This window comes from Micromonospora sp. NBRC 101691 (assembly GCF_030269285.1).
GTDB lineage: Bacteria > Actinomycetota > Actinomycetes > Mycobacteriales > Micromonosporaceae > Micromonospora > Micromonospora echinospora.
Genome location: NZ_BSTB01000008.1, coordinates 44,985 through 66,183, shown reverse-complemented (window position 1 = coordinate 66,183; position 21,199 = coordinate 44,985). Strand labels below are relative to the sequence as shown.

Here is a 21,199-nt window from a genome sequence, read left to right as displayed (position 1 = left end):
CCCGACGGGTTCCGGTGCCGTCACGGCGGTGCCGCCGTGACGGCCGTCGTCCGGGCCACCGTCGGTTCCTCGGGCGGGACCGCTGCCGTCGTCGGTTCCTCGGGCAGGACCGCTGCCGTCGTCGGCCCTTCGCGCGTGACCGCTGCGGTCGTCGGCTCCGGGCGGAGCAGCGCACGGTACGCCGGCTCGGTCGCGAGCAGTCCGGTGTGGGTGCCGACGGCGGTGATCCGGCCCCGGTCGAGCAGGGCGACCCGGTCGGCGAGGGCGACCGTCGAGGGGCGGTGCGCCACCAGCAGCGCCGTGGTGCCCCGCAGCACCCGGCGCAACGCCTGCTCGACCAACGCCTCGGTGTGCACGTCCAGGGCGGAGAGCGGGTCGTCCAGCACCAGCACGGCCGGGCGGCCGAGCACCGCCCGGGCCAGCGCCAGCCGCTGCCGCTGCCCGCCGGAGAGGGAGAGTCCCTGCTCACCGACCCGGGTGGCAAGTCCCCACGGCAGGTCGTACGCGAAGTCGGCCTGGGCCAGCGTGAGGGCCGTGTGCACCTCGTCCTCGTCGGCGTCGGGACGGCCCAGGGTGAGGTTCTCCCAGACCGACATGCTGAACAACGCCGGCTCCTCGAAGGCCACCCCGACCAGTCGGCGGAGCGTGGCGAGTCGCAGGTCGCGCAGGTCGTGACCGTCCAGGGCGATCCGTCCCGTACCCACCTCGTGCAGCCGGGGGACGAGGGAGAGCAGCGTGCTCTTGCCCGAGCCGGTCGCGCCGACCAGGGCGAGCGTCTCGCCCGGCTCGACGGTCAGTTCGACGCCCCGCAGCACCGGGGCGGGGCTGCCCGGATAACCGAAGCCGACCCGCTCGAAGCGCAGCCGCCCGCGTACCTCGCTGCGCGTGAGCGCCACCGCGTGCGGCCGGTCCCGGATCGCCGGTGGGGTGTCCAGCACCTCCTGGATCCGGTCGGCGGCGGTCGCCGCCTCCTGCCCGTTGGCGATGATCCAGCCCAGCGAGTTGACCGGCCAGATCAGCATCAGTTGCAGGCTGACGAAGGCGAGCAGCTCGCCGACGGTGAGCGTGCCCCGCGCGGCGGCGGCCACCCCGGTCACCAGCACCACGCCGAGGGTCAGGTTCGGCACCAGGTCGAACAGCGCGGAGGTGCGGGCCAGCAGCCGGCTCTTGCCGACGGCGGTGTCGTGCAGGGCCCGCGCGCCGGCACCGAACCGGGCGGCCAGCTCCGGTCCCCGGCCGAACGCGCGGGCCGTCCGGATCCCCTGCGCGGTCTCCTCGACCAGCGTCGCGACGTCCCCCTGCTGCTCGCGCATCCGCCGGGCGGCGACGTGGTACGCCCGGGCGAACCGCCGGCTGATCAGGAAGAGTGGCACGGCGCTCGCCGCGACCAGCAGCCCGAGCGGCGGGTGCAGCCGGATCAGCAGCACCACCACGGCCAGGTAGGTGACCAGGTTGAGGACCAGGAAGAGCAGCCCGAAGGAGAGGAAGCGGCGGATCATCGACAGGTCGCCGGTGGCGCGCGCGATGAGCTGACCGGACTGCCACCGGTCGTGGAAGCTCGCCGGCAGGCGTTGCAGGTGGGCGTAGAGGTCGGCGCGGATGGCCGCCTCCATGCCCACCGACGAGGAGGTCTGCGTCCACCGCCGGACGAAGATCAGCACCGCCTCGACCAGGCCGAGCAGCAGGACCAGGCCACCGAGCTGCACGAGCCCGGCCGGTTCGCGCCGGGCCAGCGGGCCATCCACCACCCGCTGGACCAGCAGCGGCACGGCGAGCCCGGCTGCGGTGGCCGTCAGCCCGGCGACCAGCAGCCAGCAGAACTCGGTGGCGTGCGGGCGCAGGTAACCACGCAACCGCCACAGGTTGTGCATGCTCCCCCTGGTGGCGGGAACGCGGTCACCGTCCGCAGCCACCCCCCGACGGTATCGGTAAACGTGACTTCCACGACGGTCAACTTGCCGTCAACCGCCGCTCGTGACCGAGAAGCCACTTTTTCACGTCCAGCCCCCACCGGTAGCCGCCGAGGCTTCCGTCGGTGCGTAGCACCCGGTGGCAGGGGACGAAGAGGGCGGCGGCGTTGCGCGCGCAGGCCGCCGCCGCCGCGCGTACCGCCGCCGGACGACCGGCCAGCCCTGCGAAGGCGGTGTACGTGACCGGGTCGCCCGGCTTGACGTCCCGCAGCACCTGCCAGGCGTGCGCCAGGAAGAGCCCGTCGGTGTGCTGCTCGACCGGCACCGCGTCGATCGCGGCGAGGTCGCCGTCGAGGTAGGCGGCCACCGCGGTGGTCACCGTCCCCAGCTCGGTCCGGCTGCGCACCGGGCCGCGCAGCGTCGGGTGGACCAGGCCGAGCAGCCCGTCCAGGTCACTGGTGAACCCGGCCGCCCGGACCGCCCCGTCGGGCGTGACCAGGACACTGAACGGTCCGGCCGGGGTGTCCACCGTGCTGCTGTCGATCGTGTTCGTTCCGGTCATGCTGCTGCTCTCCAGAGTCGGGTCGCCGCGTACGAGCGCCAGGGACGCCACCGTTCGGCGTACGCGTCGAGGGTCTTCGGGGCGTCGGGCAGGCCGAGGGCGCGGGCACCCCGGCGGACCGCGAGGTCGGTGGCGAGGAAGACGTCCGGGTCACCGAGCCCGCGCATGGCGACGTAGCCGGCGGTCCACGGGCCGATGCCCGGCACCGTCACCAACTGACGGCGGGTCTGGACCCAGTCGCCGTCGAGGGAGAGGTCACCGTCGGCGACCGCCCGCGCGAGCGCCCGGATCGTCTCCCGACGTGCCACCGGCCCCCGGAAGGCCGCGTCCGGCACCTCCGCCACCTCCCGGGCCTGCGGGAACCCCCGCAGTTTCCGGCCGCCGTCGCCTCCGTCGCGGTCCTGTCGGTGCCTCCCGGGGACGTCGGCGTCGGCCCCCGCCGGACGGGACGGACAGTGGGCGACCAGGCGGGCGAGCAGCGGGATGGCGCTGCGCAGCGAGACCTGCTGGGTGAGGACGGCCCGCACGGCCGCCTCGAACGGATGGTCCGGGGTGCGGGGGAGTCGGACGCCGGGCTCCGCCGCGACCGCTGCGGCCAGCGCCGGATCCGCCGCCAGGGCGGCGTCCACCGCCACCGGGTCGGCGTCGAGGTCCAGCAGGCGGCGGCAACGGGCCACCGCCGGGGCCAGGTCACGCAGGTCGGCCAGGCGGAGCGTGGCCGAGACGTACCCGGCCGCCGGGGTCAAAGCCACCTCACCGGGGCCGTGCGGCAGGGACAACCCCCGGTGGTACGTCCCGTCGCGCACCTCCTCGACGCCGGGGACCGCCCGCAGCGCCAGGAACTCCAGCAACGCCCCGACGTGCAGCGGCGGCCGGTACGCCAGCCGTACCGTGATGGTGCCCGCGCCACCGGAGACCGGTCCCCGCTTCTGGGCCCGCAACTCGGACGGGGCGAGCGCGAAGACCTCCCGCACCGTGTCGTTGAACTGCCGGACGCTGCCGAAGCCGGCGGCGAAGGCGACCTCGGTCATACCCAGCCCGGTCGTCTCGATCAGCACCCGGGCGGTCTGCGCACGTTGCGCGCGGGCCAGGGCGAGCGGGCCGGCGCCCAGCTCGGCGCGGAGCATCCGGTGCAGGTGCCGTTCCGTGTAGCCCAGTCGGGACGCCAGCCCGGGCACGCCGTCCCGGTCCACCACCCCGTCGGCGATCAGCCGCATCGCCCGCCCCACCACGTCGGCCCGGACGTCCCACTCCGGTGAGCCCGGCGCGGCGTCCGGCCGGCACCGGCGGCAGGCGCGCAGCCCGGCGCCCTGTGCGGCGGCGGCCGACGGGAAGAACCGGACGTTCTCCCGTTTCGGGGTGGTCGCCGGGCAGGACGGCCGGCAGTAGATCCCGGTCGAGGTCACGCCGGTGTAGAACCAGCCGTCGAACCGCTGGTCACGGCTGTCGACCGCCCGGTAGCACCGCTCGAAGTCCAACTCCACGCCACCGATCCTGCCCCGACGTCCGGCCCCACGGCTCGCGGAAATCGGACCTCGCCCGCTGTTGTTGGTAGCAGGGGTCCCCTGTTACCGCTTTTTGTCGTGCAAGGTGCCCTTGCAACCACCTCAGCCCGCCCGCGACCCGTCCGCGTCGAAAGTGTCGGAGGGGGCGGGTACCGTCCGGGGCCAACTCAAGAAGGGGTGCGTCGATGGGGAGCGTGGCCGGGCCGGGGCGGGTGGAGGCGCGGTCGGCGCGTCCCGGGCTCGATTTGGCGGTGGTTCAGGGGTTCTACGACCGGATGCGGGCGGTCGCCCCGGCGGCGGTCGGCGCGATCGAGCGGGACCGCGCCGACGATCCGGGGCGCGGGTTCGCCGACACGGCGTGCGGACGGCTCGTCCGGTCGCTCGACGACGCCGCGCTGCGGGCGCTGGGCATGTGGACGCACCACTGGTGCCTGCGGTTCTACGACGACGACACCCGGGTCGGTCGCCGGTTGATCGGGGAGATCGCCGGTCGCGCCGGGCTCGGCTGGACGGTCGACGAGGTGCGCTGGATGCTCGGTGAGTCGTACGCGGCCCCGCCGACCGCCGGTGACCGGCTCACCCTGCCCCGTGCCGCCGCAGCCGAACTGGACGACGTCGACCTTCCCGAGTTCGACGCCTTCGGCGCGGACGACACGGACCGGTCGTGGTACGGCAGGATGAGCGGGTCCCGGTAATCCGGAGCGAAGGGGGAGCCCGTGCCCGCCAGCGAACCCACCATCCTCGCCACCAGCATCGGCTTCTTCAGCCGTCGCCGGGGCCCCTGGGACTGGCGACCCGGACCGGTCTTCGACCTCGCGGCCGAGCTGGCCGGGGCGGGACCGGAACCGAGAATGTGCTTCCTCGGCCAGGCCGAGGGAGACCAGCCGACCACCTTGACCGCCCTCTACGGGGCGTTCGCCGGCACCCCGTTCCGCCTGTCCCACCTCAACCTCTTCCCGATGCCCAACGTCGAGGACATCCGCGCCCACCTGCTCGCCCAGGACGTCGTCTGGGTCGGCGGCGGCAGCGTCGCCAACCTGCTCGCCGTCTGGCGGGTGCACGGGCTCGACGAGATCCTGCGCGAGTGCTGGGAGGCCGGGGTGGTGCTGGGCGGGGTCTCCGCCGGGTCGGTCTGCTGGCATGTGGGCGGAGCCACCGACAGCTACGGGCCGACGCTGCGTCCGTTCACCGCCGGGCTGGGCTTCCTGCCGTACGGCAACGGGGTGCACTACGACAGCGAGGAACAGCGCCGGCCGCTGGTCCAGCAGTTGGTCGCCGACGGCACCCTGCCGCCCGTCGCCCACTGCACCGACGACGGAGTCGGGCTGGTCTACCGGGGAACCACGCTGGTCGAGGCGGTCGCCGACCGCGAGGGGGCGCTCGCGTACGAGGTGCGCCGCGACGCCGAGGGCACGGTCACCGAGACCCCGATCGTCCCTCGTCTGCTGAGCTGATCTCCCGCCGTTGCCCGGAGCGGCGCAGGGCGTCGAAGACCTGGGCCAGTTCGGCGGCGTCCTCACCGGCGTGGTGGGTGTGTGGCAGGTGGGCCAGCCCCAGCTCCCGCTTGGCCGTGCTCTTGTGGCTGCGCGACCACGGGCGACCGGTCGCCCCCATGTAGTAGCTGCGCAGGTCGACCCCGGAGCCGGTCGCCCCGAACGGGCTCCGGCCGAGGAACCGGACGAAGTACCAGTGCACGAACATGCCGTCCCAGACGGCGGGGGCGGCGAGGAAGACCGGTCGACCGATCCGGCGTAACCCCTCCACCCAGCGGGCGGCGGCGGCCATCGCGACGGCCGGGGCGGGCGCCTCCCGCAACAGTCGGTCCCGGTCCAGGCCGGACACGGCGAGCGCCTCCGGGACGTACTCGTCGGAGATCGGCTTCAGCTCCGTGTAGAAGGTCAGCCCGGGACGGCCGGCGACCGCCATGCCGAGCGAGATCATGCTGTAGGGGCCGGGGATCGGCCCGTCGGCCTCCACGTCCACGGCCACGTACAGCTCGGGCGGCTCCCCCTGGTCGCGCCGTGCCATCGTGCCTCCCCGGTCGATCTCGACAGCGCAGGCTAGCAACGCGGCTGGCGTCCCGGACGTCGATTTCCGGCCCCCGTCCGGGCCCGCCCGGCGCGACCGGGGCGGCGGCAGCGGCGTAAGCTGGCTCGTCGTGAGTCTGACCATCGGGATCGTCGGCCTGCCCAACGTCGGCAAGAGCACCCTGTTCAACGCGCTGACCAAGAACGACGTGCTCGCGGCGAACTACCCGTTCGCCACGATCGAGCCGAACGTCGGCGTCGTCGGTCTGCCCGACGAGCGGCTGGCCAAGCTGGCCGAGATCTTCGACTCGCAGAAGGTGCTTCCCGCGCCGGTGTCGTTCGTCGACATCGCCGGGCTGGTCCGGGGCGCCTCCAAGGGCCAGGGCCGGGGCAACGCGTTCCTGGCGAACATCCGGGACGCCTCGGCGATCTGCCAGGTGGTGCGGGCCTTCTCCGACCCGAACGTGGTGCACGTCGACGGCAAGGTCTCCCCGTCCGACGACATCGAGACGATCAACACCGAGCTGATCCTCGCCGACCTCCAGACCCTGGAGAAGGCGCTGCCCCGGCTGGAGAAGGAGGCCAAGCTCCGCAAGGACCGGGCCGCCGCCGTCACCGCCGCCAAGCAGGCGGTCGAGGTCCTCGACGCCGGTACGACGCTCTACGCGGGCGCCAAGAACGCCGGTATCGAGCTGGAGCACCTGCGTGAGCTGCACCTGCTCACCACCAAGCCGTTCCTCTACGTCTTCAACGTCGACGAGGAGGAGCTGGCCAACGCGGCGTTCCTCGACGAGCTGCGTGCCCTGGTCGCTCCCGCCGAGGCGGTCTTCATGGACGCCAAGATCGAGTCGGAGCTGGTGGACCTGCCCGAGGAGGAGGCCCGCGAGCTGCTGGAGTCGATCGGCCAGTCCGAGCCGGGCCTCGACCAGCTCGTCCGGGTCGGATTCCGCACGCTCGGGCTCCAGACGTACCTGACCGCCGGGCCGAAGGAGGCGCGGGCCTGGACGATCCCGGTCGGCGCGACCGCGCCGGAGGCCGCCGGGGTGATCCACTCCGACTTCCAGCGCGGCTTCATCAAGGCCGAGGTGGTCTCCTTCGGCGACCTGGTCGCGGCCGGATCGATGGCGGCGGCGAAGGCGGCGGGCAAGGTCCGCATCGAGGGCAAGGAGTACGTCATGCAGGACGGCGACGTCGTGGAGTTCCGCTTCAACGTGTAGTTCCGGTCCAACGTCTCCGGCGTGGGTCTCACTCGTCCGCGTCGAAGTCCGGGAGGGGTGCGTACTGACGGACTCCTCCGTCGCGGATCATCCAGAGCCGGAACGCGCCCTGTTCCTGGTCCTGTACGAAGAGCTGAACGAGGTGGGGAACGCGCCAGTCGGTGGCGCCGAACCGCTGGACAACGGCGGCAACGTCGGCCTTGTTCAACACGCCGGCCCACATCAACGCCTCCGGATCCTTCACGCCGCCCCATGACTCCGGGCTGTCGTGCAGGGATCGAAGAGAACCGACGCCCTTGACCTCGGGTTGCCCTCGCCGAGGAGCGAGGGTCTGGAGCCAACGGTCGAACTCGTGGACCAGCGCGCTGTCCTCGGTAATGTCCACCGACAGCAGGATGTTGGTAACCCAGCTCACGGCGTCATCCTTCAGCAGACGCGAGCGTTCAGCCCAGCCGCTTGTCGATCACACGATGTCGACACTGCCATCCAATATTCCCCGGCCGGGCACCTCGCCCTGCGGGCGGGGCACTGGACACGTCCGCCAGTCGACAGCTCACCGCTCGTTCGCCAGCGGCCGATGTGCCAGCTCGGTGGCATAGGTGTTGTCGATGTCGGTGACCGCCTGCATGGCGGCCCCGCGCCTTCCTCGGTCGCGGAGCAGGCGCACCAGGAGGTACAGGGCGGCTTTGTCGCCGCGCTGGACGCGCTCACGTCGATCTCGGCTCGATCGGCCAACTCACGCAGCAGCCCGGCCTTGACGAACAGATCCATGTGCCAGAGGTGTGCGTTGTGCCGGTAGGGGTCATGGCTGTGACATTCGGCGAACTCGCTGACGATGGCGATCGCCGTGGCCCAGTCACCGCGCGCTTCGGCCGCTTCCGCTGAAGCCTGGTCGAAGTGCGTGGTCATCGCACCAGTATGGCCCGTCGGTCGCGGTGCACCCCGTCCGATGAACGCCACGCCTTCATCGTCCCCGACGAGGTGACAGTGATCAGGCGAACGGGTGCGGGTCGAAGCTGATGCCGCCCCGTTCGTCCATCCAAAGCACCCGGTGGCCGAGGCGCGGGGGTCTGCGTACGTACAGGGTGTAGGTCAAGGCCTGGAACCGTAAGTCCATTTCGCGCCCCTCCAGGTGCCAGCAGGGCTCATCCACGGGCCAGTCGTGCCAGCTGGGTATCTGACGCAGGTTCGTCAGCTCCAGCGGCATGCACACCGAGCGCAGGCTGCCGACGATGCCCCAGACGCAGCTGAAGACCAGCGTGGCCGGCGCTACCCAGAATTCGATGCCCCGCGGGGGGCCCGACTGGACCTCACGCACGATGTAGTCGAGGTCGAAATGCAGCTTCAGGGCCGACGGCGCGGTGGGGTCGAGGTCGTCCATCTCGTCGTCCCAGGGCCGGCCCTCGTCGTCGTTGGTGACGGCGAGCGCGTGAATCCGGCAGTGTCCCCATGGTGTCTCCACCAGATCCAGATCCGGAGCCGTCAGGGTGGCCTTCCAGAGGCCGGACTCGGGGTGCGCGACTGTCTCCATTGGATGATTGTCGCCGAGCGCGTCGACAGCGCCAGACATCAGTCGTGGTTGTTACCGTTGCGGTGGGGGAGCTGACTGTCGAGCCACCTCGACATCGTCTCGGTGTACAACGGGCTGATGCCGTCGATGGTCGTGTTCCCGTCGGGGCCGGGCAGGTGGCCGCAGCCGGGCAGGCGGCAGATCTCCGGCAACGGTGTTCCGTCGGGGGTGTTCGCCTGCCGCCAGGCGGCGATGCTCTCGTCGACGGGCATCCAGTCGTCGGTCTCGCCGTAGAACAGCAGGGTGGGGCACCGCACCCCGGCGATGAACACCGCTGGGTCGACGTCCATGTCCACCCAGCTGCCCGGCTGGTCCGGCATGGTCCGGCGTAGGTAGCTGAGCGGGAACCAGGCACGTCCGGCGACCCGGTCGACCGCGGCCTGCGCGACGGACCGGCTGACGTCGCCCCGCAGGAAGCCCTCGACCGTCAGGCGTACGTCGAGCAGCTCCGCTACGTCGGCAGCGCCGAACCCGGCCCGTCTGAGCTGTTCGGCCGTACCGAAGCGCATCTGCCGGGCCGGGGAGATGCCGCAGGCGGACACCAGCACCAGGAACGCCACGTCGGCCGGGTGGGTCGCGGCGGTGACGAGCGCGGCCCAGGCGCCCTGGCTGACACCCCACAGGCCGGTCGGCACGTCACCGACCTCCCGGCGGAGCCGGAGAAGGGCGGCACGGGCGTCGGCCGCCTGCACGGCCAACGGAACGTCTCCCTCTTTCCTTGACCGCCGGTCGTAGCGCAGCACGGCCACGCCCATCGCGGGCAACACCCGGGCGAGATGGTCGTACAGGAAGAACGAGCGTTGCCCGGCCGCAGCCCCGTGCAGCACGACCAGACCACCGCGGCTGTGCCCGTCGGGCACGGTGAGCGAGGCGGGCAACGCGACACCATCGGCGTCGATCGTCAGCTCCATCGGACCATCCCATCAGACAGCGGCAACACGCTCCGACCGTCGGTGCGGCGGAGGGCGACCGTCGTACGGCTTGACAGACAAGTGGCCGCTTGCCTATAGCTGTGCCAGTGGACGCAGACGGCGACCTGTTCAAGGCCATCGGTGACGCGACGCGCCGCATCATCCTGGACGAGTTGACCGACAAGGACGGCCAGACGCTGTTCGAGATCTGCGGCCGACTGACCATGAAGCACGGCCTGGCCTCCTCGCGTCAGGCCATCTCCCAGCACCTCACCGTGCTCGAACAGGCCGGGCTGGTGCACACCCGGCGGCAGGGCCGGTTCAAGTTCCACCACATCGACACCGGCCCGCTGCGCGCGATCGTCGAGCGGTGGCCCATCGACCGAGAGGAACCGAATCCGTGATCCGGATCAACGTGACCAGCGTGATCGTCGACGACCAGGCGAAGGCGCTCGCCTTCTACACCGAGAAACTCGGGTTCGTCAAGAAGACCGACGTGCCCGCCGGCGAGGCCCGCTGGCTCACCGTGGTGTCCCCGGCCGACCCGGACGGTGTCGAACTGCTGCTGGAGCCGGACGGCCACCCGGCCGCCAAGCCGTTCAAGAACGCCCTGGTCGCCAAGGAGTACGTCATGCAGGACGGCGACGTCGTGGAGTTCCGCTTCAACGTCTGAATCCAGCCCGTTCCCGCAGGTCAAGCGATCGTGCCCTCGCTCCGGGGGCGCATCCGGGGCACAACCCGGCACCCCGGCCCCGCGGACCGCCGCACCCAAGATGCCGAGCCGTGGTAGTCGTGCCGATACGGGCTGCCGAACCAGACCGGCCTCCCGACGGGCGGTGGTGGGACGGTGCACCCGACCAGCGGCCCAACGCCGGGCATACTCGACAACGATCGTCTTGTCGGACGGCTTTCTTTACTTGGTCAACGGCGGCGGGCCGCCCGCGGCCCGCCGCCGTGGTCGAGCTGGCCGCCCGGAGCCGGCACCGTAGGTGGTCGCGGTCAGGTCGCAAGCGCCGCTCTGGCGGTGTCCGCCGGGGGCGGGGTCCGCGACACGAAAGCCGACTCCGACTTGAGGCACCGCCGAGGCGGTCGGAGGTGTCAGGCGCCGGGGCCCAGTCCCGCTTCAACGTCTGGTCCCGGCACGTTCGCGTTGTCCGGCGTAGCCGACTGGTCCTACGGTGACCCGGTGATAATCCGAGAGGCGGAGCCCCACGACTGGCCCGCGATCTACCCGTTCTTCCGGGAGATCGTCGCGGCGGGGCACTCGTACGCGTACCCGGCGGACCTGTCCCTGGAAGAGGCCCGCCCGTGGTGGATGGAGTCCCCGCCGGGACACACCGTCGTCGCGGTCGACGGGTCGACCGTCCTGGGCAGCGCCAAGATGGGGCCCAACCGGCCCGGTCGGGGAGCCCACGTGGCGACGGCCAGCTTCATGGTCGACCCACGGTGCTCCGGGCGGGGTGTCGGCCGTGCCCTCGGCGAGTACGTCGTCGACTGGGCACGTGCCAACGGGTACCGGAGCATCCAGTTCAACGCGGTCGTCGAGACCAACGAGGCGGCGGTGCGGTTGTGGCGCTCGCTGGGCTTCGAGGTGCTCGCCACGGTTCCGGAGGCGTTCGACCACCCCGAGCACGGCCTGGTCGGGTTGCACGTGATGTTCCTGGACCTGAACGGCCCGGTCCCGCCGTCGACGTCCCGGGCCTGACGGGGCGACCGGTGCCGCACGGTGGGCGGTCCGGATGCTGCCCGGCGGTTCCGGCGCTTCGGCGCGGCGCGCAGAGCGGACTCCGGGGCCCTGCTTGACAGGCAAGTGGCTGCTTGCCTATAACTGTGTCGGTGGACGCAGACGGCGACGTCTTCAAGGCCATCGGTGACGCGACGCGCCGCATCATCCTGGACGAGTTGACCGACAAGGACGGCCAGACGCTGTTCGAGATCTGCGGCCGGCTGACCATGAAGCACGGCCTGGCCTCCTCGCGTCAGGCCATCTCCCAGCACCTCACCGTGCTCGAACAGGCCGGACTGGTGCACACCCGGCGGCAGGGCCGGTTCAAGTTCCACCACATCGACACGAGCCCGCTACGCGTGATCGTCGAGCGGTGGCCCATCGACCGAGAGGAACCGAAATCGTGATCCGGATCAACGTGACCAGCGTGATCGTCGACGACCAGGCGAAGGCGCTCGCCTTCTACACCGAGAAGCTCGGCTTCATCAAGAAGACCGACGTGCCCGCAGGCGAGGCCCGCTGGCTCACCGTGGTGTCCCCGGCCGACCCGGACGGTGTCGAACTGCTGCTGGAGCCGGAAGGCCACCCGGCGGCGGCTCCGTTCAAGAACGCCCTGGTCGCCGACGGCATCCCGTACACCGCGTTCGCCGTGGACGACGTGTACGCCGAGGTCGAGCGGCTCAAGGGGCTGGGCGTCGAGTTCACCCAGGAGGCGACCGACCTGGGGCCGGTGGTCGTCGCCGTCCTCGACGACACCTGCGGCAACCTGATCCAGCTCGCCACCATGAAGTAGCCGACGTTCCACGTCGAGCCGCCGCCTTCCGGAGATGGCGGCCCGGGGCTCGTCGGGTAGGGCTGGGCATACCTCAGGAGTGGGGCCAGACGGCTGGGTCGGCCGGAGCGCCGTGCCTAGCGTGATGCCATGACCTCGAACGCACCCCTCCACCTGCCGGCGGCGCTGAGACAGCGTCGCTATCTGCTCTCGTGGTGGCCCTTGCGGGCACTGGCGTACGCCGTCACCACCGTGCCGATCGCGGGCGTGCTCGCCTTCGGGCTGCTCGTCGTCGTGGCGCCCTCGGTGGCGGTGGTCAACGCGGCGCGGCAGGGTCGGCCGATCGAGCTGCCCATCGTCGTGTTCGTCACCGTTGCCGGGCTGGTCATGCTGGCCGTCGCGCCGCTCGTCAGCGCCCCGGTGGCCGCGGTCGAGCGGTGGCGGCTCGGCGTCGTCGACCAGCGTCCGCTGCCCAACCGGTGGCTGGTGCCCGGCCAACTCCTGCCGAGCCTGGCGGCGCGGTACAGCAGCGCGGCGGCGTGGCGGGAGGTCGCGTACACCTTCTGGCTGGGTGGTGTGGTGCCGGTCGCGTACTGGATGTGCACGCTGCTGGCGTTGATCGACGGCATGCTGATCGCCAGCCCCTGGCTGGTCCGCGACGCCAACGACGTCATCGTGCTCTGGACGACGGTGGAGACGCCCCGCGAGGCGGTGCCCTACGCGATCGGGGCGCTCCTGCTCGTACCCGTGCTGTGGTACCTCTTCGGGCTGCTCGTCGCGGGCCAGGCCGTCGTGGCCCGGTGGCTGCTCGGTGGTCCGCCCGCCGACCCGACGGCGCTGCGGGAGGTCACCCGATCCCGGGCCCGCCTGGTCGACGCGTACGAGACGGAACGCCGCCGCATCGAGCGTGACGTGCACGACGGCGCCCAGCCCCGGTTGACCAGCCTCACCGTGCAACTCGGACTGGCCCGGCTCGACGTGCCCGCCGACTCTCCCGCCGCCGGTCCGTTGGCGGTGGCCCACGAGCAGGCCAAGGACCTGATGGTCACCCTGCGGCAGATCGTGCAGGGCATCCGCCCGCAGAACCTCGCCGAACTGGGCCTGGCCGGCGCCGCCCGGGAACTGGCCGGTGAGGCCACCATCCCGGTCGTCGTCCGGGCCGACCTGACCCGCCCGGTGCCGGAACTGGTGGAGACCACCGCCTACTTCGTGTTGTCCGAGTCGCTGAACAACGTGGCCCGGCACGCCGGGGCGACCCGGGCCGAGGTGCGGCTCTCCCAGACCGGCCAGCATCTCGTCCTGGAGGTCGAGGACGACGGCCGGGGCGGCGCCGATCCGGCCCGGGGGAGCGGGCTCACCGGTCTCGCCGACCGGGTCGCCGCGGTGGACGGACGGTTGCTGCTGGCCAGCCCGACCGGCGGCCCTACGCTCGTCCGGGTGGAACTGCCGTGCCGCCCGTGACGCGCGTCGTGCTCGCCGAGGACGAGGTCCTCCTCCGGGAGGGCCTCGTCGCCCTGCTGACCCGGTTCGACTTCGAGGTGGTCGCCGCCGTCGGCTCGGCTCCGGCGCTGCGGGACGCCGTCGACGCGTACCAGCCGGACCTGCTCGTCACCGACATCCGCATGCCCCCGCACCACCGCGACGACGGGCTGCGCGCGGCGGTCGCCCTGCGCGAGCGGCGGCCCCGGCTCGCGGTCGTGGTGCTCAGCCAGTACGTGCAGACCGAGTACGCCTCCGCGCTGCTCGACAGCGGCGACGGACGGCGCGTCGGGTACCTGCTCAAGGACCGGGTCGCCGACGTGGCCGAGTTCGCCGGGACGCTGCGCCGGGTGGTCGGCGGGGGCACGGCCATCGACCCCGAGGTGGTACGGCACCTGCTGCACCGCCCCCGTGATCCGCTCGCCGCCCTGACCGCCCGGGAACGGGAGGTCCTCGCGCTGCTCGCCGAGGGCCACTCCAACGCGGCGATCGCGGCGCGGCTGCACGTCACCGAGGCGGCGGTCGGCAAGCACGTCGGCAACATCCTGGCCAAACTCGACCTGCCGCCCAGCGACGACACCAACCGGCGGGTGCTGGCGGTCCTCACCTACCTGCGCACCAACCCGGGGTGATGACGCCGGTCGGCAGGTCGTACGGCTCGCCTACGCTCCCGGCATGATCACGGACCTGCCGCAGCTGCTCGACGCCCTGCCCGCCGGGACGCTGCCTCCCGGCCGCCTCGTCACGCCGGAGGACGGCGGCCCGCCGCCGTACTGGTTGAGCGACGGCCCGGTCGAGCCGGCCCTCTGGGCACGGCTGCGCGCACGGCACCCCGAGACCGGGTTGTGGCCGCTGGCGCTCAGCGGGATGCGGAGCGAGGAGAGCCGCCCGTGGGCCGAGGGCGAGGTGGCCCCGGGGCGGATGTCGTCGCCGGACCGGCACGACCCGGCGGACCTGCTCGCCCGGTGGTGGGGCGAGGACGAGCAGAACGCGGACTTCGCCGAGGTGGTGGCTCCGCTCGGGGTGCGCTGGCCCGGCCCGGCCGACCCCGGTCAGCCGGCCGGCACACCCGGCGAGTTCGCCGACGAGTACGTGGACTTCCTGGCGGACGGGCGGACGCGCCTCGGGCTGGTGCCGGCCGCCCGGGGCGCGGACGCGCTGGCCGTGACCGGCTGGAGCGGTCCGGTGAACTTCACCAACGACACGGCGGAGATCGCGGCGGTCGTGCGGAGCTGGGAGGAGCGCTTCGGCGCCCGGGTGGTCGGCCTCGGATTCGACACCCTCCACCTGAGCGTCGCCGCCCCGCCGACCTCGCCCGAGCACGCCCTGCGGGTCGCCGCCGAGCACTTCGCCTTCTGCCCGGACAACGTCCGGCAGGGCAGCGGAACGCTGGCCGCCTACGCCGAGCAGATCCGCGGGATGAACTGCTGGGCGTTCTGGTGGGACTGACCGCGGGCCGGCGGTGAGAACGACGGCGAGAATGACACACCGCTCGTCACCAGTTCGTCAAAATGTCACCACCTGTCGATTGTCCGGTCGGCATTGGTCGTGACCGTGTGCCCGCGCCACCGTGGAATCGCGTCGGCACGGAAACCCGAACAGCGAGAACGCTTCCATTTCCAACCTCGCCACGTAGCTCACGGAAATGAGAAGCATTCGCGCGTGGCAGAGCTTTTGTGGAATCCCGGGCCGGCGGTGAGAGACCTGTCGCCTCACCACGGGAGTTGGCATGACCACCAAGTGCTTCACCTGGACCCGTACCCTCAGCCGGGGGGCCACCGGAAACGACGTGAAACAGCTCCAGATCCGTATCGCCGGCTGGGTCGGCTACGGCGAGACCCTCGCGATCGACGGCGTTTTCGGCTCGGCCACCGGGGCCGCCGTCAAGCGCTTCAAGGCTGGTTACCACCTGCAGGACACGTCGGAAACCGCCGGCCCGGCGGTCTTCAACCTGATCTACTCCATCCAGGACAACGACTGCACGCCGATCCACTTCGCCTATTCCGAATTCGACGGCAGTTGCGGGCAGAACGGTTTCTCCGGCGGGGCGGTCGACGCCGCCACCGTGCGGGAGAACCTGTTGCGGGTCATGTGGCAGCTGGAGGCCCTGCGGCACAAGCTCGGCGACCGGCCGATCGTCATCTCCTCCGGGTTCCGCAGCATCTCCTGCAACAGCAGCGTCGGGGGAGCGCGCGGCAGCCTGCACACGTACGGAAAAGCCGCCGACCTCGGTACGTCGAGCCGGCCGAGCCTCTGCGAGATGTGGCGGATGGCCCGCTACTGCGGCTTCAAGGAGATCCTCGGACCGGGCTACCCCGACCACGACGACCACGTCCACGTCGGCAACAAGACCACCCAGTTCTGGCGCGCGCCGAACTGTTGACTCCCAGGGCGTCCCGACGTCGGCTACCTGGCGGTCGTCAGGCAGCCGGCGTCCCTCCGTCGAGCTGTGGCTCTGCTCGCAGGTACGGGTAGACAGCGGGCACACCGACCCGGACGGCGAAGGTCCGGACCAGGTCGGGCGGCACCTGCACCGGCTTCAGCATCCGTGGCCGCACGCAGTTGTGGCGTCTCAGATAGACGACACGCCGAGCGGATTACACCTCAGGCAGCCACGAAGCCTCGGACACCCAGTTGGTGTCGGGGCGGGCGAGCCGCGCCGAGCACCGCAGGCACCTCGTCGGGGACCGGCGTGGCGTCCGGGCGGCGCACAACCTGCGGCAGTGGCAGTTGGCCAACCGAGTTCCGGGTTCGCGATCAAGTCCAAGAGCCGCCGCCCGGTTTGCCCGTTCAAGGCTGTGTGGCGAGGCACTAGCCCTGCTCCCCGCGCACGCGGGGGTGATCCCCGGTAGGTCCCGACCGGTGCCGACCGCAGCGCCGGTTCCCCGCGCATACGGGGTGCTCCCTCGCAACACGGGACGGACCTGACGGCCTGCTCCCGCACACACAGGGCATCTTGATCAGCGACTCGTCGATGTCCGGACCCAGCCTGCTCTCCGGTCATGGCATGCCCCGACTGCTGAGCACTTCGCTCTGCGGACGGCCTTGGGTCGGTCAGTTCGGGTCGGAGTGACTCCGCGCTCCCGAAGCCGGTGCCGATGTACGCAGGTCTTGCACTAATCGAGGGGTACGCCACTGGCCCACCGTGGTGAACCATCGAGTCAAGGGGTAGGCGAGGCGGACGACAAAGTAGTTGAGGTACTCCACCACCCCGAAGACCCACACCGCCACCACCAGCAGGGCGGTGCCGATCCCCTCGGGCCACCATGCCAGGATTCCGGCCAGACCGACGCCCAGGAGAACAGGGTCGGCGATCCGGAACACCCGGTAGACGGCGGCGAAGGCGGCCGGCATCGGTGCCCGCTCGACCCAGGAACGGGCCGCCAGCCAGTAGACCCCCGCCTGCGCCAGGACCGCGAGCAGCGGAACCAGTGCCGACCACAGGGCCATGGAGTCGTCGGGGCCGGCGAGGCGGGGCATCACGAGGGCGACGGCGACCACGGCGAACGAGGCTGCGGCGGCAAGCTCTCCCGTGCCGAGTTTCAGGTACCTGCCTCGCAACACCCGACGCCGTTCGGCCGACACCCCGTCACCCTATCCAGAGCCAATCGCAGGACCTTGCCGGCAACGTGGCCCGGCTTCCTCTTCGCGGTGACCAGGTGCGGGGTGTCGGTTTGAGAAGGGCAGATCAGGGACGGACCAGCTCCGTCTGGTCGCCGGGCAGGACCGTCACGTCGCCGTCCGCGCTCCGGATCTCGATAACGGGTACGCCCTCATCCAGGTCCATCTCGCGTCGCTCGTTGTTCGACGGCATCCGGGCGATTGCCGAGCTGCCGGGCGTCAGTTCGACATGTTCGCGCTGCGGTGCTTCCCGCACCCAGGTGCCGCGACCCCGGCTCGTCCTCAGTAGGCCCTCGGACCGCAGGAGGGCCACCGCCATCCGGACGCTCTCCCTGCCGATCTCATGCTCCTGGCTGAGTTGCAGCTCGCTGGGGAGCGTTGCCCCCGGTGCGAACTCGCCAGATTCGATCTTCGTGCGCAGCAGGTCAGCGAGCTGGATGTAGATCGGCGTGTGGGAGCGGGGATCGATCCTCATACCCCTGAAGCCTTATTGCCTAAGGGGGACGTGTGAACGCGCCCCTGTCTGGAACACAAACATGCCCCTGTCCCACAAGTCTTGTGCGCTTGTCCGGATGTTTGTAGTCTCGCAATCACGGCTCGTGTCCGGGCATGAACGGTTTGATCGCAGGTCTGCCGTCAGCCGGTCGAGCTGCTGGTCGGCCCTGGTGTCGTACTGCTGATTTGAGCTGCGGCGGCAGGGCGGGGTGGTCCGCCCGTGCGCGGCGGGCGGGTGGGCTGCCCCTTCCACACCTAATGACGGAGAGCGACAGAAAGGCGGAGCGGGCATGCGGTTCTTCTCCCGGCGGGCCGGGGACGACCGGCGGTCGACCGGCGGCAGCCACCGGCCGGGCGGCGGGGACCGGGGAGCGGCACGTCCGGCGGAGCCGGGTGTCTACCGGTCCCGGTCGTACGCGCCGCTGCGGTCCTGGCAGGTGCGGCGGCGGCGGTTCCGTAGCGCCGGGCTGTTCCGGCGTGGGCTGGACCCGGCGGACGTGCGCGAGTTCCTCGACCGGGTCGCCGACGACCTGGCCGAACTGGACGACAGGCTGAACCAGAGCCGCGAGGAGACCAGCCGGATCAGGGAGGCGCTGCGGCGCTGGCAGTCGGAGTACGCGCCCCGGGCCAACGAGCGGGCTTACCGGTGACGCGCGGCCGGGAACGGTTCGTGATCCACCTGCCGGTGGTGGCCGGCGACCTGACCGGCGCGGTGCGTCTGGCCCGGGTGGTGGCCCGGTGGGCGAGCATCCTGCCCTGCACCGACCCGGGCGAGGCCACCGTGTCGTACGAGGACGAGCAGGGCGTGCACCACCGGGTCTTCTGCGACACCCGGTTGCCCGGCGGGCACCGCTGCCTGCTCCGGGCCGGTCACGACGGCCCCTGCACGCGTCGGCTGCTCCGGTAACCCGACGCAGGGGCGCGCCCCGCCCCGCGTGTCGGGGGTGGGCGGGGCGGCAGCGGGGGTAGGTTCGCCGTCGCAAACGGTGCCGACGGAGGGGCGACGGGGATGGACGCGGGGACCAGGGAGCTGCGGGACGCGCACGACGTGCTCTCGGAGTGGTACGCCACGAAGCTGGTCGGGGTGCTGGAGAGCATGCCGGTCGAGCGGGCGGTGCTCGACATGTTCGCCGAGATGACCCTGGCCGTGGGGGCGGAGGTCGCGGACGTGGGCTGCGGCACCGGACGCCTGCTGCCCTACCTCGCGGGCCGGGGGCTGTCGCCCCGCGGCGTGGATCTCTCGCCGGGAATGGTCGAGGTGGCACAGCGGGAGAACCCGGGCTTCGCGTACGAGGTCGCCGACCTGCGCGAGCTGCCGTTCGAGGACGCGTCGCTGGCCGGGGTGGTGTGCTGGTTCTCGCTGATCTACCTGGCACCGGACGCCAGGGTCCCCGCCTTCGCCGAACTCGCCCGGGTGGTGCAGCCGGGCGGCTACCTGGTGACGGCCTTCAAGCACGGCGACGGCACCGTGCGCCGTAACCCTCCCGGTGGTGTCGTCGAGAGCCTCGGCATCGACTTCGACCGGTACTGGCTCTCGGCCCGGGAGATGACGGAGCGGTTCGCCGCCGCCGGGTTCGCGCCGGTCTTCCAGGGCAGCACCCCACCGGAAAGTCCGGAGCCCGCGTACGGGTACATGCTGGTCCGCAGGACCGACTCCGGGATCGCGCAGCCGCAGCCGCAGCGGTAGCCGTGGCCGTAGCTGCGGCCCCAGCTCTGCCCGCATTGCCGGGGCAGATCCAAAGGACGCCCGGCAACTACCTGTCACCCCGGCAGCCCCGGCCCGTCCGCAGCGCGGCGCGACCCCCCCGCACCGGGACGCCGCACCCGGCCGCCGTCTCAGCCGGCGAGCAGGGCGTCGTCGACGCCGGTCTCGCGGCGGCCGAGGTGCGCCGGGTCGCGGCCGGAGAGCACGTCCAGGGCGGCCTTCACCGCGGCGAGGTGCTCGCGGCTGGAGCTGATCCGCCAGGTGCGGTCGTATGCCCTGGCGGTCTCGTCACCCACCCCGTTGGCGTCGACGCCGAGATGCCGGCAGACGGTCACCGCGCGGGGCAGGTGGAAGGTCTGCGTCACCACGGTCGCCCGGTCCACTCCGAAGATCCGCTTGGCGCGGGCACACGAGTCGTACGTGTCGAAGCCGGCGTGGTCGAGCACCACCTTGTCAGCCGGTACGCCCCGGTCTGTCAGCCAGCGGCGCATCGCCTCCGGCTCGTTGTAGTCGTGGTTCATGTTGTCGCCGGAGACCAGGATCGCGCCGACCTTGCCGGAGTTGAGCAGGGTACGGGCGATCTCCAACCGACCCGCGAGGAACGGCGACGGCGTCCCGTCCGGGTAGACCTTGGTGCCGAGCACCAAAGCCACCGGGGCCTCAGGGACGTCCTCGGCGGTGAAGATACGTCCGTCGGCACCGCCCCGGACCCACGTCACGCTGGCGACCGTGCCGGCCGTCAACAGGGCCGCGCCGACGACGGCCACCAGGACGGCCCACCGCAACCAACGCGGCACTGCCTTGACCGTCGCCCGCAATCTCGCTGCCGTGCCACCGAGCCGTCCCCGCATACCGAGAAGTATTCCAGGCCCCGGCACGGTCCAGATCCTGCCGGCGGCCGGGGTGGGAACCCGCCCCGGCCGCCGTGCTGCCCGTGACTACGGCTTGCGGTAGACGGAGATGTGCGAGCGGCTGTCCGGCCCGAAGGGCGTACGGTCCCAGCCGGCGTACCGCTCGGCGAGCCGGAGACCGGCCTGCTCCGCGAGTGCGTCGATCTGCTGCGGCCACAGGTAGCGCATCGCGAACGGATGCAGGTGGACGCCCGTACCGTCGAACCGGATGGTCTGCCGGACGAACGTCTGCGCTGCCCGGTCGTACTGGTGCAGTCGGATGGTGGCCGAGTCCTCGGTCACCTCCCGCATCTGGACCTGTTCGTCCCGGTCGAAGTCGGCCGGGTCCGGCACGAACGCCTCGATGACGAACGCCCCGCCCGGCGCGAGGGTACGGGCGACGTTGCGGAAGCAGTCCGCCTGCCGTTCGGCGCGCACCAGGTTGAACAGCGTGTTGAACACCAGGTACGCCAGCCGGTACGGACCGGTCACCGGCACGTCCGCCATGTCCCCGATGGCGACCGGGATGCGGTCACCGCCGGGCTTGGCGCGCATCTTCGCCACCATCTCCGGGGACGCCTCGACGCCCTCGACGGGTATGCCCCGCTCGGTCAGCGGCAGGGCGACCCGACCGGTGCCGATGGCGAGTTCGAGGACCGGGCCGCCGTCGGCCAGGTCGGCGAGGAAGTCGACGGCCGGGGCCGGGTCCGGGTTGCCGCCGGGGCCGTCGTAGGTGTCGGCCCAGAGCCGGCCGAACAGCCCGGGATCGTCGAAGATCGACATCAGCGACCTCCCGGGGTGGTGCGGTC

Annotated in this window: 25 protein-coding genes and 1 pseudogene; 15 read left to right on the top strand and 11 right to left on the bottom strand. The window is 71.7% G+C overall.

Translation table 11 applies throughout. From position 1 onward, the window contains the following. Positions 1-20: 20 nt before the first annotated feature. The 3 genes from QSK20_RS14665 to QSK20_RS14655 all read right to left on the bottom strand — a co-directional run bounded on the left by QSK20_RS14665 (position 21) and on the right by QSK20_RS14655 (position 3,956). Positions 21-1,871: an ABC transporter ATP-binding protein gene (locus QSK20_RS14665; protein ID WP_285789322.1), complete on the bottom strand. Its 1,851-nt coding sequence runs from the start codon at positions 1,869-1,871 to the stop codon at positions 21-23. A 79-nt stretch (positions 1,872-1,950) separates the two neighbouring features. After that, positions 1,951-2,472 carry a methylated-DNA--[protein]-cysteine S-methyltransferase gene (locus QSK20_RS14660; protein WP_285789171.1) on the bottom strand — a complete coding sequence of 174 codons (522 nt, stop codon included), beginning with the start codon at positions 2,470-2,472 and terminating at the stop codon, positions 1,951-1,953. Then, positions 2,469-3,956 (bottom strand): DNA-3-methyladenine glycosylase 2 family protein, encoded by a 1,488-nt coding sequence (locus tag QSK20_RS14655; protein ID WP_285789170.1) that lies wholly within the window; start codon positions 3,954-3,956, stop codon positions 2,469-2,471. The genes QSK20_RS14660 and QSK20_RS14655 overlap by 4 nt, the downstream gene beginning before the upstream one ends. Positions 3,957-4,162: 206 nt before the next feature. Between QSK20_RS14655 and QSK20_RS14650 the strand changes: the two genes are divergently transcribed. Beyond that, positions 4,163-4,672, top strand: coding sequence for a hypothetical protein (locus QSK20_RS14650; RefSeq protein ID WP_285789169.1), 510 nt, complete (start codon positions 4,163-4,165; stop codon positions 4,670-4,672). Positions 4,673-4,693: 21 nt separating this feature from the next. Further along, positions 4,694-5,431: a Type 1 glutamine amidotransferase-like domain-containing protein gene (locus QSK20_RS14645; RefSeq protein WP_285789168.1), complete on the top strand. Its 738-nt coding sequence runs from the start codon at positions 4,694-4,696 to the stop codon at positions 5,429-5,431. Here QSK20_RS14645 and QSK20_RS14640 read toward each other — a convergent pair. Continuing rightward, a complete protein-coding gene (locus QSK20_RS14640; protein ID WP_285789167.1) occupies positions 5,394-6,005 on the bottom strand; it encodes an exonuclease in 612 nt (203 codons plus the stop codon). The two genes, QSK20_RS14645 and QSK20_RS14640, sit on opposite strands and share 38 nt — an antisense overlap. Before the next feature lie 130 nt (positions 6,006-6,135). On the opposite strand from QSK20_RS14640, the gene ychF reads away from it, so the two are divergent. Next, positions 6,136-7,221 (top strand): redox-regulated ATPase YchF, encoded by a 1,086-nt coding sequence (gene ychF, locus QSK20_RS14635; RefSeq protein ID WP_285789166.1) that lies wholly within the window; start codon positions 6,136-6,138, stop codon positions 7,219-7,221. Between the two features lie 28 nt (positions 7,222-7,249). Here the strand turns inward: ychF and QSK20_RS14630 are convergent, their stop codons facing one another. From QSK20_RS14630 to QSK20_RS14620, 3 genes are all read right to left on the bottom strand, one after another. Further along, entirely contained in the window at positions 7,250-7,636 is a 387-nt protein-coding gene (locus QSK20_RS14630) for a squamosa promoter-binding protein 15 (protein ID WP_285789165.1), read from the bottom strand. A 576-nt stretch (positions 7,637-8,212) separates the two neighbouring features. Beyond that, the gene (locus tag QSK20_RS14625; protein ID WP_285789164.1) at positions 8,213-8,752 is read right to left on the bottom strand and encodes a hypothetical protein; all 540 of its coding nucleotides are present in this window, start codon (positions 8,750-8,752) and stop codon (positions 8,213-8,215) included. Positions 8,753-8,790: 38 nt separating this feature from the next. Then, a complete protein-coding gene (locus tag QSK20_RS14620; protein WP_285789163.1) occupies positions 8,791-9,702 on the bottom strand; it encodes an alpha/beta hydrolase family protein in 912 nt (303 codons plus the stop codon). Positions 9,703-9,803: 101 nt separating this feature from the next. Between QSK20_RS14620 and QSK20_RS14615 the strand changes: the two genes are divergently transcribed. From QSK20_RS14615 to QSK20_RS14575, 9 genes and pseudogenes are all read left to right on the top strand, one after another. Beyond that, entirely contained in the window at positions 9,804-10,106 is a 303-nt protein-coding gene (locus tag QSK20_RS14615; protein ID WP_285789162.1) for an ArsR/SmtB family transcription factor, read from the top strand. Continuing rightward, a pseudogene (locus QSK20_RS14610) lies at positions 10,106-10,318 on the top strand (VOC family protein); the annotation flags it as partial. The gene QSK20_RS14615 and the pseudogene QSK20_RS14610, both read left to right, overlap by 1 nt. Positions 10,319-10,888: 570 nt before the next feature. Beyond that, positions 10,889-11,407 (top strand): GNAT family N-acetyltransferase, encoded by a 519-nt coding sequence (locus tag QSK20_RS14605; RefSeq protein ID WP_285789161.1) that lies wholly within the window; start codon positions 10,889-10,891, stop codon positions 11,405-11,407. Between the two features lie 131 nt (positions 11,408-11,538). Continuing rightward, a complete protein-coding gene (locus QSK20_RS14600; protein ID WP_285789160.1) occupies positions 11,539-11,835 on the top strand; it encodes an ArsR/SmtB family transcription factor in 297 nt (98 codons plus the stop codon). Then, entirely contained in the window at positions 11,835-12,221 is a 387-nt protein-coding gene (locus tag QSK20_RS14595) for a VOC family protein (protein ID WP_285789321.1), read from the top strand. The genes QSK20_RS14600 and QSK20_RS14595 overlap by 1 nt, the downstream gene beginning before the upstream one ends. Positions 12,222-12,350: 129 nt before the next feature. Next, complete coding sequence (locus QSK20_RS14590; RefSeq protein ID WP_285789159.1) at positions 12,351-13,661, top strand: sensor histidine kinase; 1,311 nt, start codon at positions 12,351-12,353, stop codon at positions 13,659-13,661. Then, positions 13,649-14,311: a response regulator transcription factor gene (locus tag QSK20_RS14585; protein ID WP_285789158.1), complete on the top strand. Its 663-nt coding sequence runs from the start codon at positions 13,649-13,651 to the stop codon at positions 14,309-14,311. The genes QSK20_RS14590 and QSK20_RS14585 overlap by 13 nt, the downstream gene beginning before the upstream one ends. 43 nt (positions 14,312-14,354) lie before the next feature. Next, positions 14,355-15,128, top strand: a complete 774-nt coding sequence (locus QSK20_RS14580) for a DUF4253 domain-containing protein (RefSeq protein ID WP_285789157.1) — start codon at positions 14,355-14,357, stop codon at positions 15,126-15,128. A gap of 280 nt (positions 15,129-15,408) precedes the next feature. After that, positions 15,409-16,062, top strand: a complete 654-nt coding sequence (locus tag QSK20_RS14575) for a M15 family metallopeptidase (RefSeq protein WP_285789156.1) — start codon at positions 15,409-15,411, stop codon at positions 16,060-16,062. 671 nt (positions 16,063-16,733) lie between these two features. On the opposite strand, the gene QSK20_RS14570 is transcribed toward QSK20_RS14575, so the two are convergent. Together QSK20_RS14570 and QSK20_RS14565 are read right to left on the bottom strand one after the other, a co-directional pair. Then, entirely contained in the window at positions 16,734-17,264 is a 531-nt protein-coding gene (locus tag QSK20_RS14570; RefSeq protein WP_285789155.1) for a hypothetical protein, read from the bottom strand. A gap of 103 nt (positions 17,265-17,367) precedes the next feature. Continuing rightward, on the bottom strand, positions 17,368-17,775 hold the full coding sequence (locus QSK20_RS14565) for a GntR family transcriptional regulator (protein WP_285789154.1): 408 nt from the start codon (positions 17,773-17,775) through the stop codon (positions 17,368-17,370). Positions 17,776-18,085: 310 nt separating this feature from the next. Here QSK20_RS14565 and QSK20_RS14560 point away from each other — a divergent pair, with 310 nt between their 5' ends. From QSK20_RS14560 to QSK20_RS14550, 3 genes are all read left to right on the top strand, one after another. Then, positions 18,086-18,445: a DivIVA domain-containing protein gene (locus QSK20_RS14560; RefSeq protein WP_285789153.1), complete on the top strand. Its 360-nt coding sequence runs from the start codon at positions 18,086-18,088 to the stop codon at positions 18,443-18,445. Further along, positions 18,442-18,702 carry a hypothetical protein gene (locus QSK20_RS14555; RefSeq protein ID WP_088982177.1) on the top strand — a complete coding sequence of 87 codons (261 nt, stop codon included), beginning with the start codon at positions 18,442-18,444 and terminating at the stop codon, positions 18,700-18,702. Before QSK20_RS14560 ends, QSK20_RS14555 begins: the two co-directional genes overlap by 4 nt. A 102-nt stretch (positions 18,703-18,804) precedes the next feature. Further along, complete coding sequence (locus QSK20_RS14550) at positions 18,805-19,482, top strand: class I SAM-dependent methyltransferase (RefSeq protein ID WP_285789152.1); 678 nt, start codon at positions 18,805-18,807, stop codon at positions 19,480-19,482. Positions 19,483-19,631: 149 nt separating this feature from the next. On the opposite strand, the gene QSK20_RS14545 is transcribed toward QSK20_RS14550, so the two are convergent. After that, complete coding sequence (locus QSK20_RS14545; RefSeq protein WP_285789151.1) at positions 19,632-20,351, bottom strand: SanA/YdcF family protein; 720 nt, start codon at positions 20,349-20,351, stop codon at positions 19,632-19,634. Positions 20,352-20,438: 87 nt separating this feature from the next. Next, positions 20,439-21,173, bottom strand: a complete 735-nt coding sequence (locus QSK20_RS14540; RefSeq protein WP_285789150.1) for a class I SAM-dependent methyltransferase — start codon at positions 21,171-21,173, stop codon at positions 20,439-20,441. Positions 21,174-21,199: the final 26 nt, after the last annotated feature.

What these genes read in the sequence shown, in the direction of transcription:
- QSK20_RS14665 (WP_285789322.1), bottom strand. Translation starts at nt 1,871, where the DNA reads ATGCACAACCTGTGGCGGTTGCGTGGTTACCTGCGCCCGCACGCCACC.
- QSK20_RS14660 (WP_285789171.1), bottom strand. Translation starts at nt 2,472, where the DNA reads ATGACCGGAACGAACACGATCGACAGCAGCACGGTGGACACCCCGGCC.
- QSK20_RS14650 (WP_285789169.1), top strand. Translation starts at nt 4,163, where the DNA reads ATGGGGAGCGTGGCCGGGCCGGGGCGGGTGGAGGCGCGGTCGGCGCGT.
- QSK20_RS14640 (WP_285789167.1), bottom strand. Translation starts at nt 6,005, where the DNA reads ATGGCACGGCGCGACCAGGGGGAGCCGCCCGAGCTGTACGTGGCCGTG.
- QSK20_RS14625 (WP_285789164.1), bottom strand. Translation starts at nt 8,752, where the DNA reads ATGGAGACAGTCGCGCACCCCGAGTCCGGCCTCTGGAAGGCCACCCTG.
- QSK20_RS14620 (WP_285789163.1), bottom strand. Translation starts at nt 9,702, where the DNA reads ATGGAGCTGACGATCGACGCCGATGGTGTCGCGTTGCCCGCCTCGCTC.
- QSK20_RS14590 (WP_285789159.1), top strand. Translation starts at nt 12,351, where the DNA reads ATGACCTCGAACGCACCCCTCCACCTGCCGGCGGCGCTGAGACAGCGT.
- QSK20_RS14580 (WP_285789157.1), top strand. Translation starts at nt 14,355, where the DNA reads ATGATCACGGACCTGCCGCAGCTGCTCGACGCCCTGCCCGCCGGGACG.
- QSK20_RS14575 (WP_285789156.1), top strand. Translation starts at nt 15,409, where the DNA reads ATGACCACCAAGTGCTTCACCTGGACCCGTACCCTCAGCCGGGGGGCC.
- QSK20_RS14565 (WP_285789154.1), bottom strand. Translation starts at nt 17,775, where the DNA reads ATGAGGATCGATCCCCGCTCCCACACGCCGATCTACATCCAGCTCGCT.
- QSK20_RS14560 (WP_285789153.1), top strand. Translation starts at nt 18,086, where the DNA reads ATGCGGTTCTTCTCCCGGCGGGCCGGGGACGACCGGCGGTCGACCGGC.
- QSK20_RS14550 (WP_285789152.1), top strand. Translation starts at nt 18,805, where the DNA reads ATGGACGCGGGGACCAGGGAGCTGCGGGACGCGCACGACGTGCTCTCG.
- QSK20_RS14545 (WP_285789151.1), bottom strand. Translation starts at nt 20,351, where the DNA reads ATGCGGGGACGGCTCGGTGGCACGGCAGCGAGATTGCGGGCGACGGTC.
- QSK20_RS14540 (WP_285789150.1), bottom strand. Translation starts at nt 21,173, where the DNA reads ATGTCGATCTTCGACGATCCCGGGCTGTTCGGCCGGCTCTGGGCCGAC.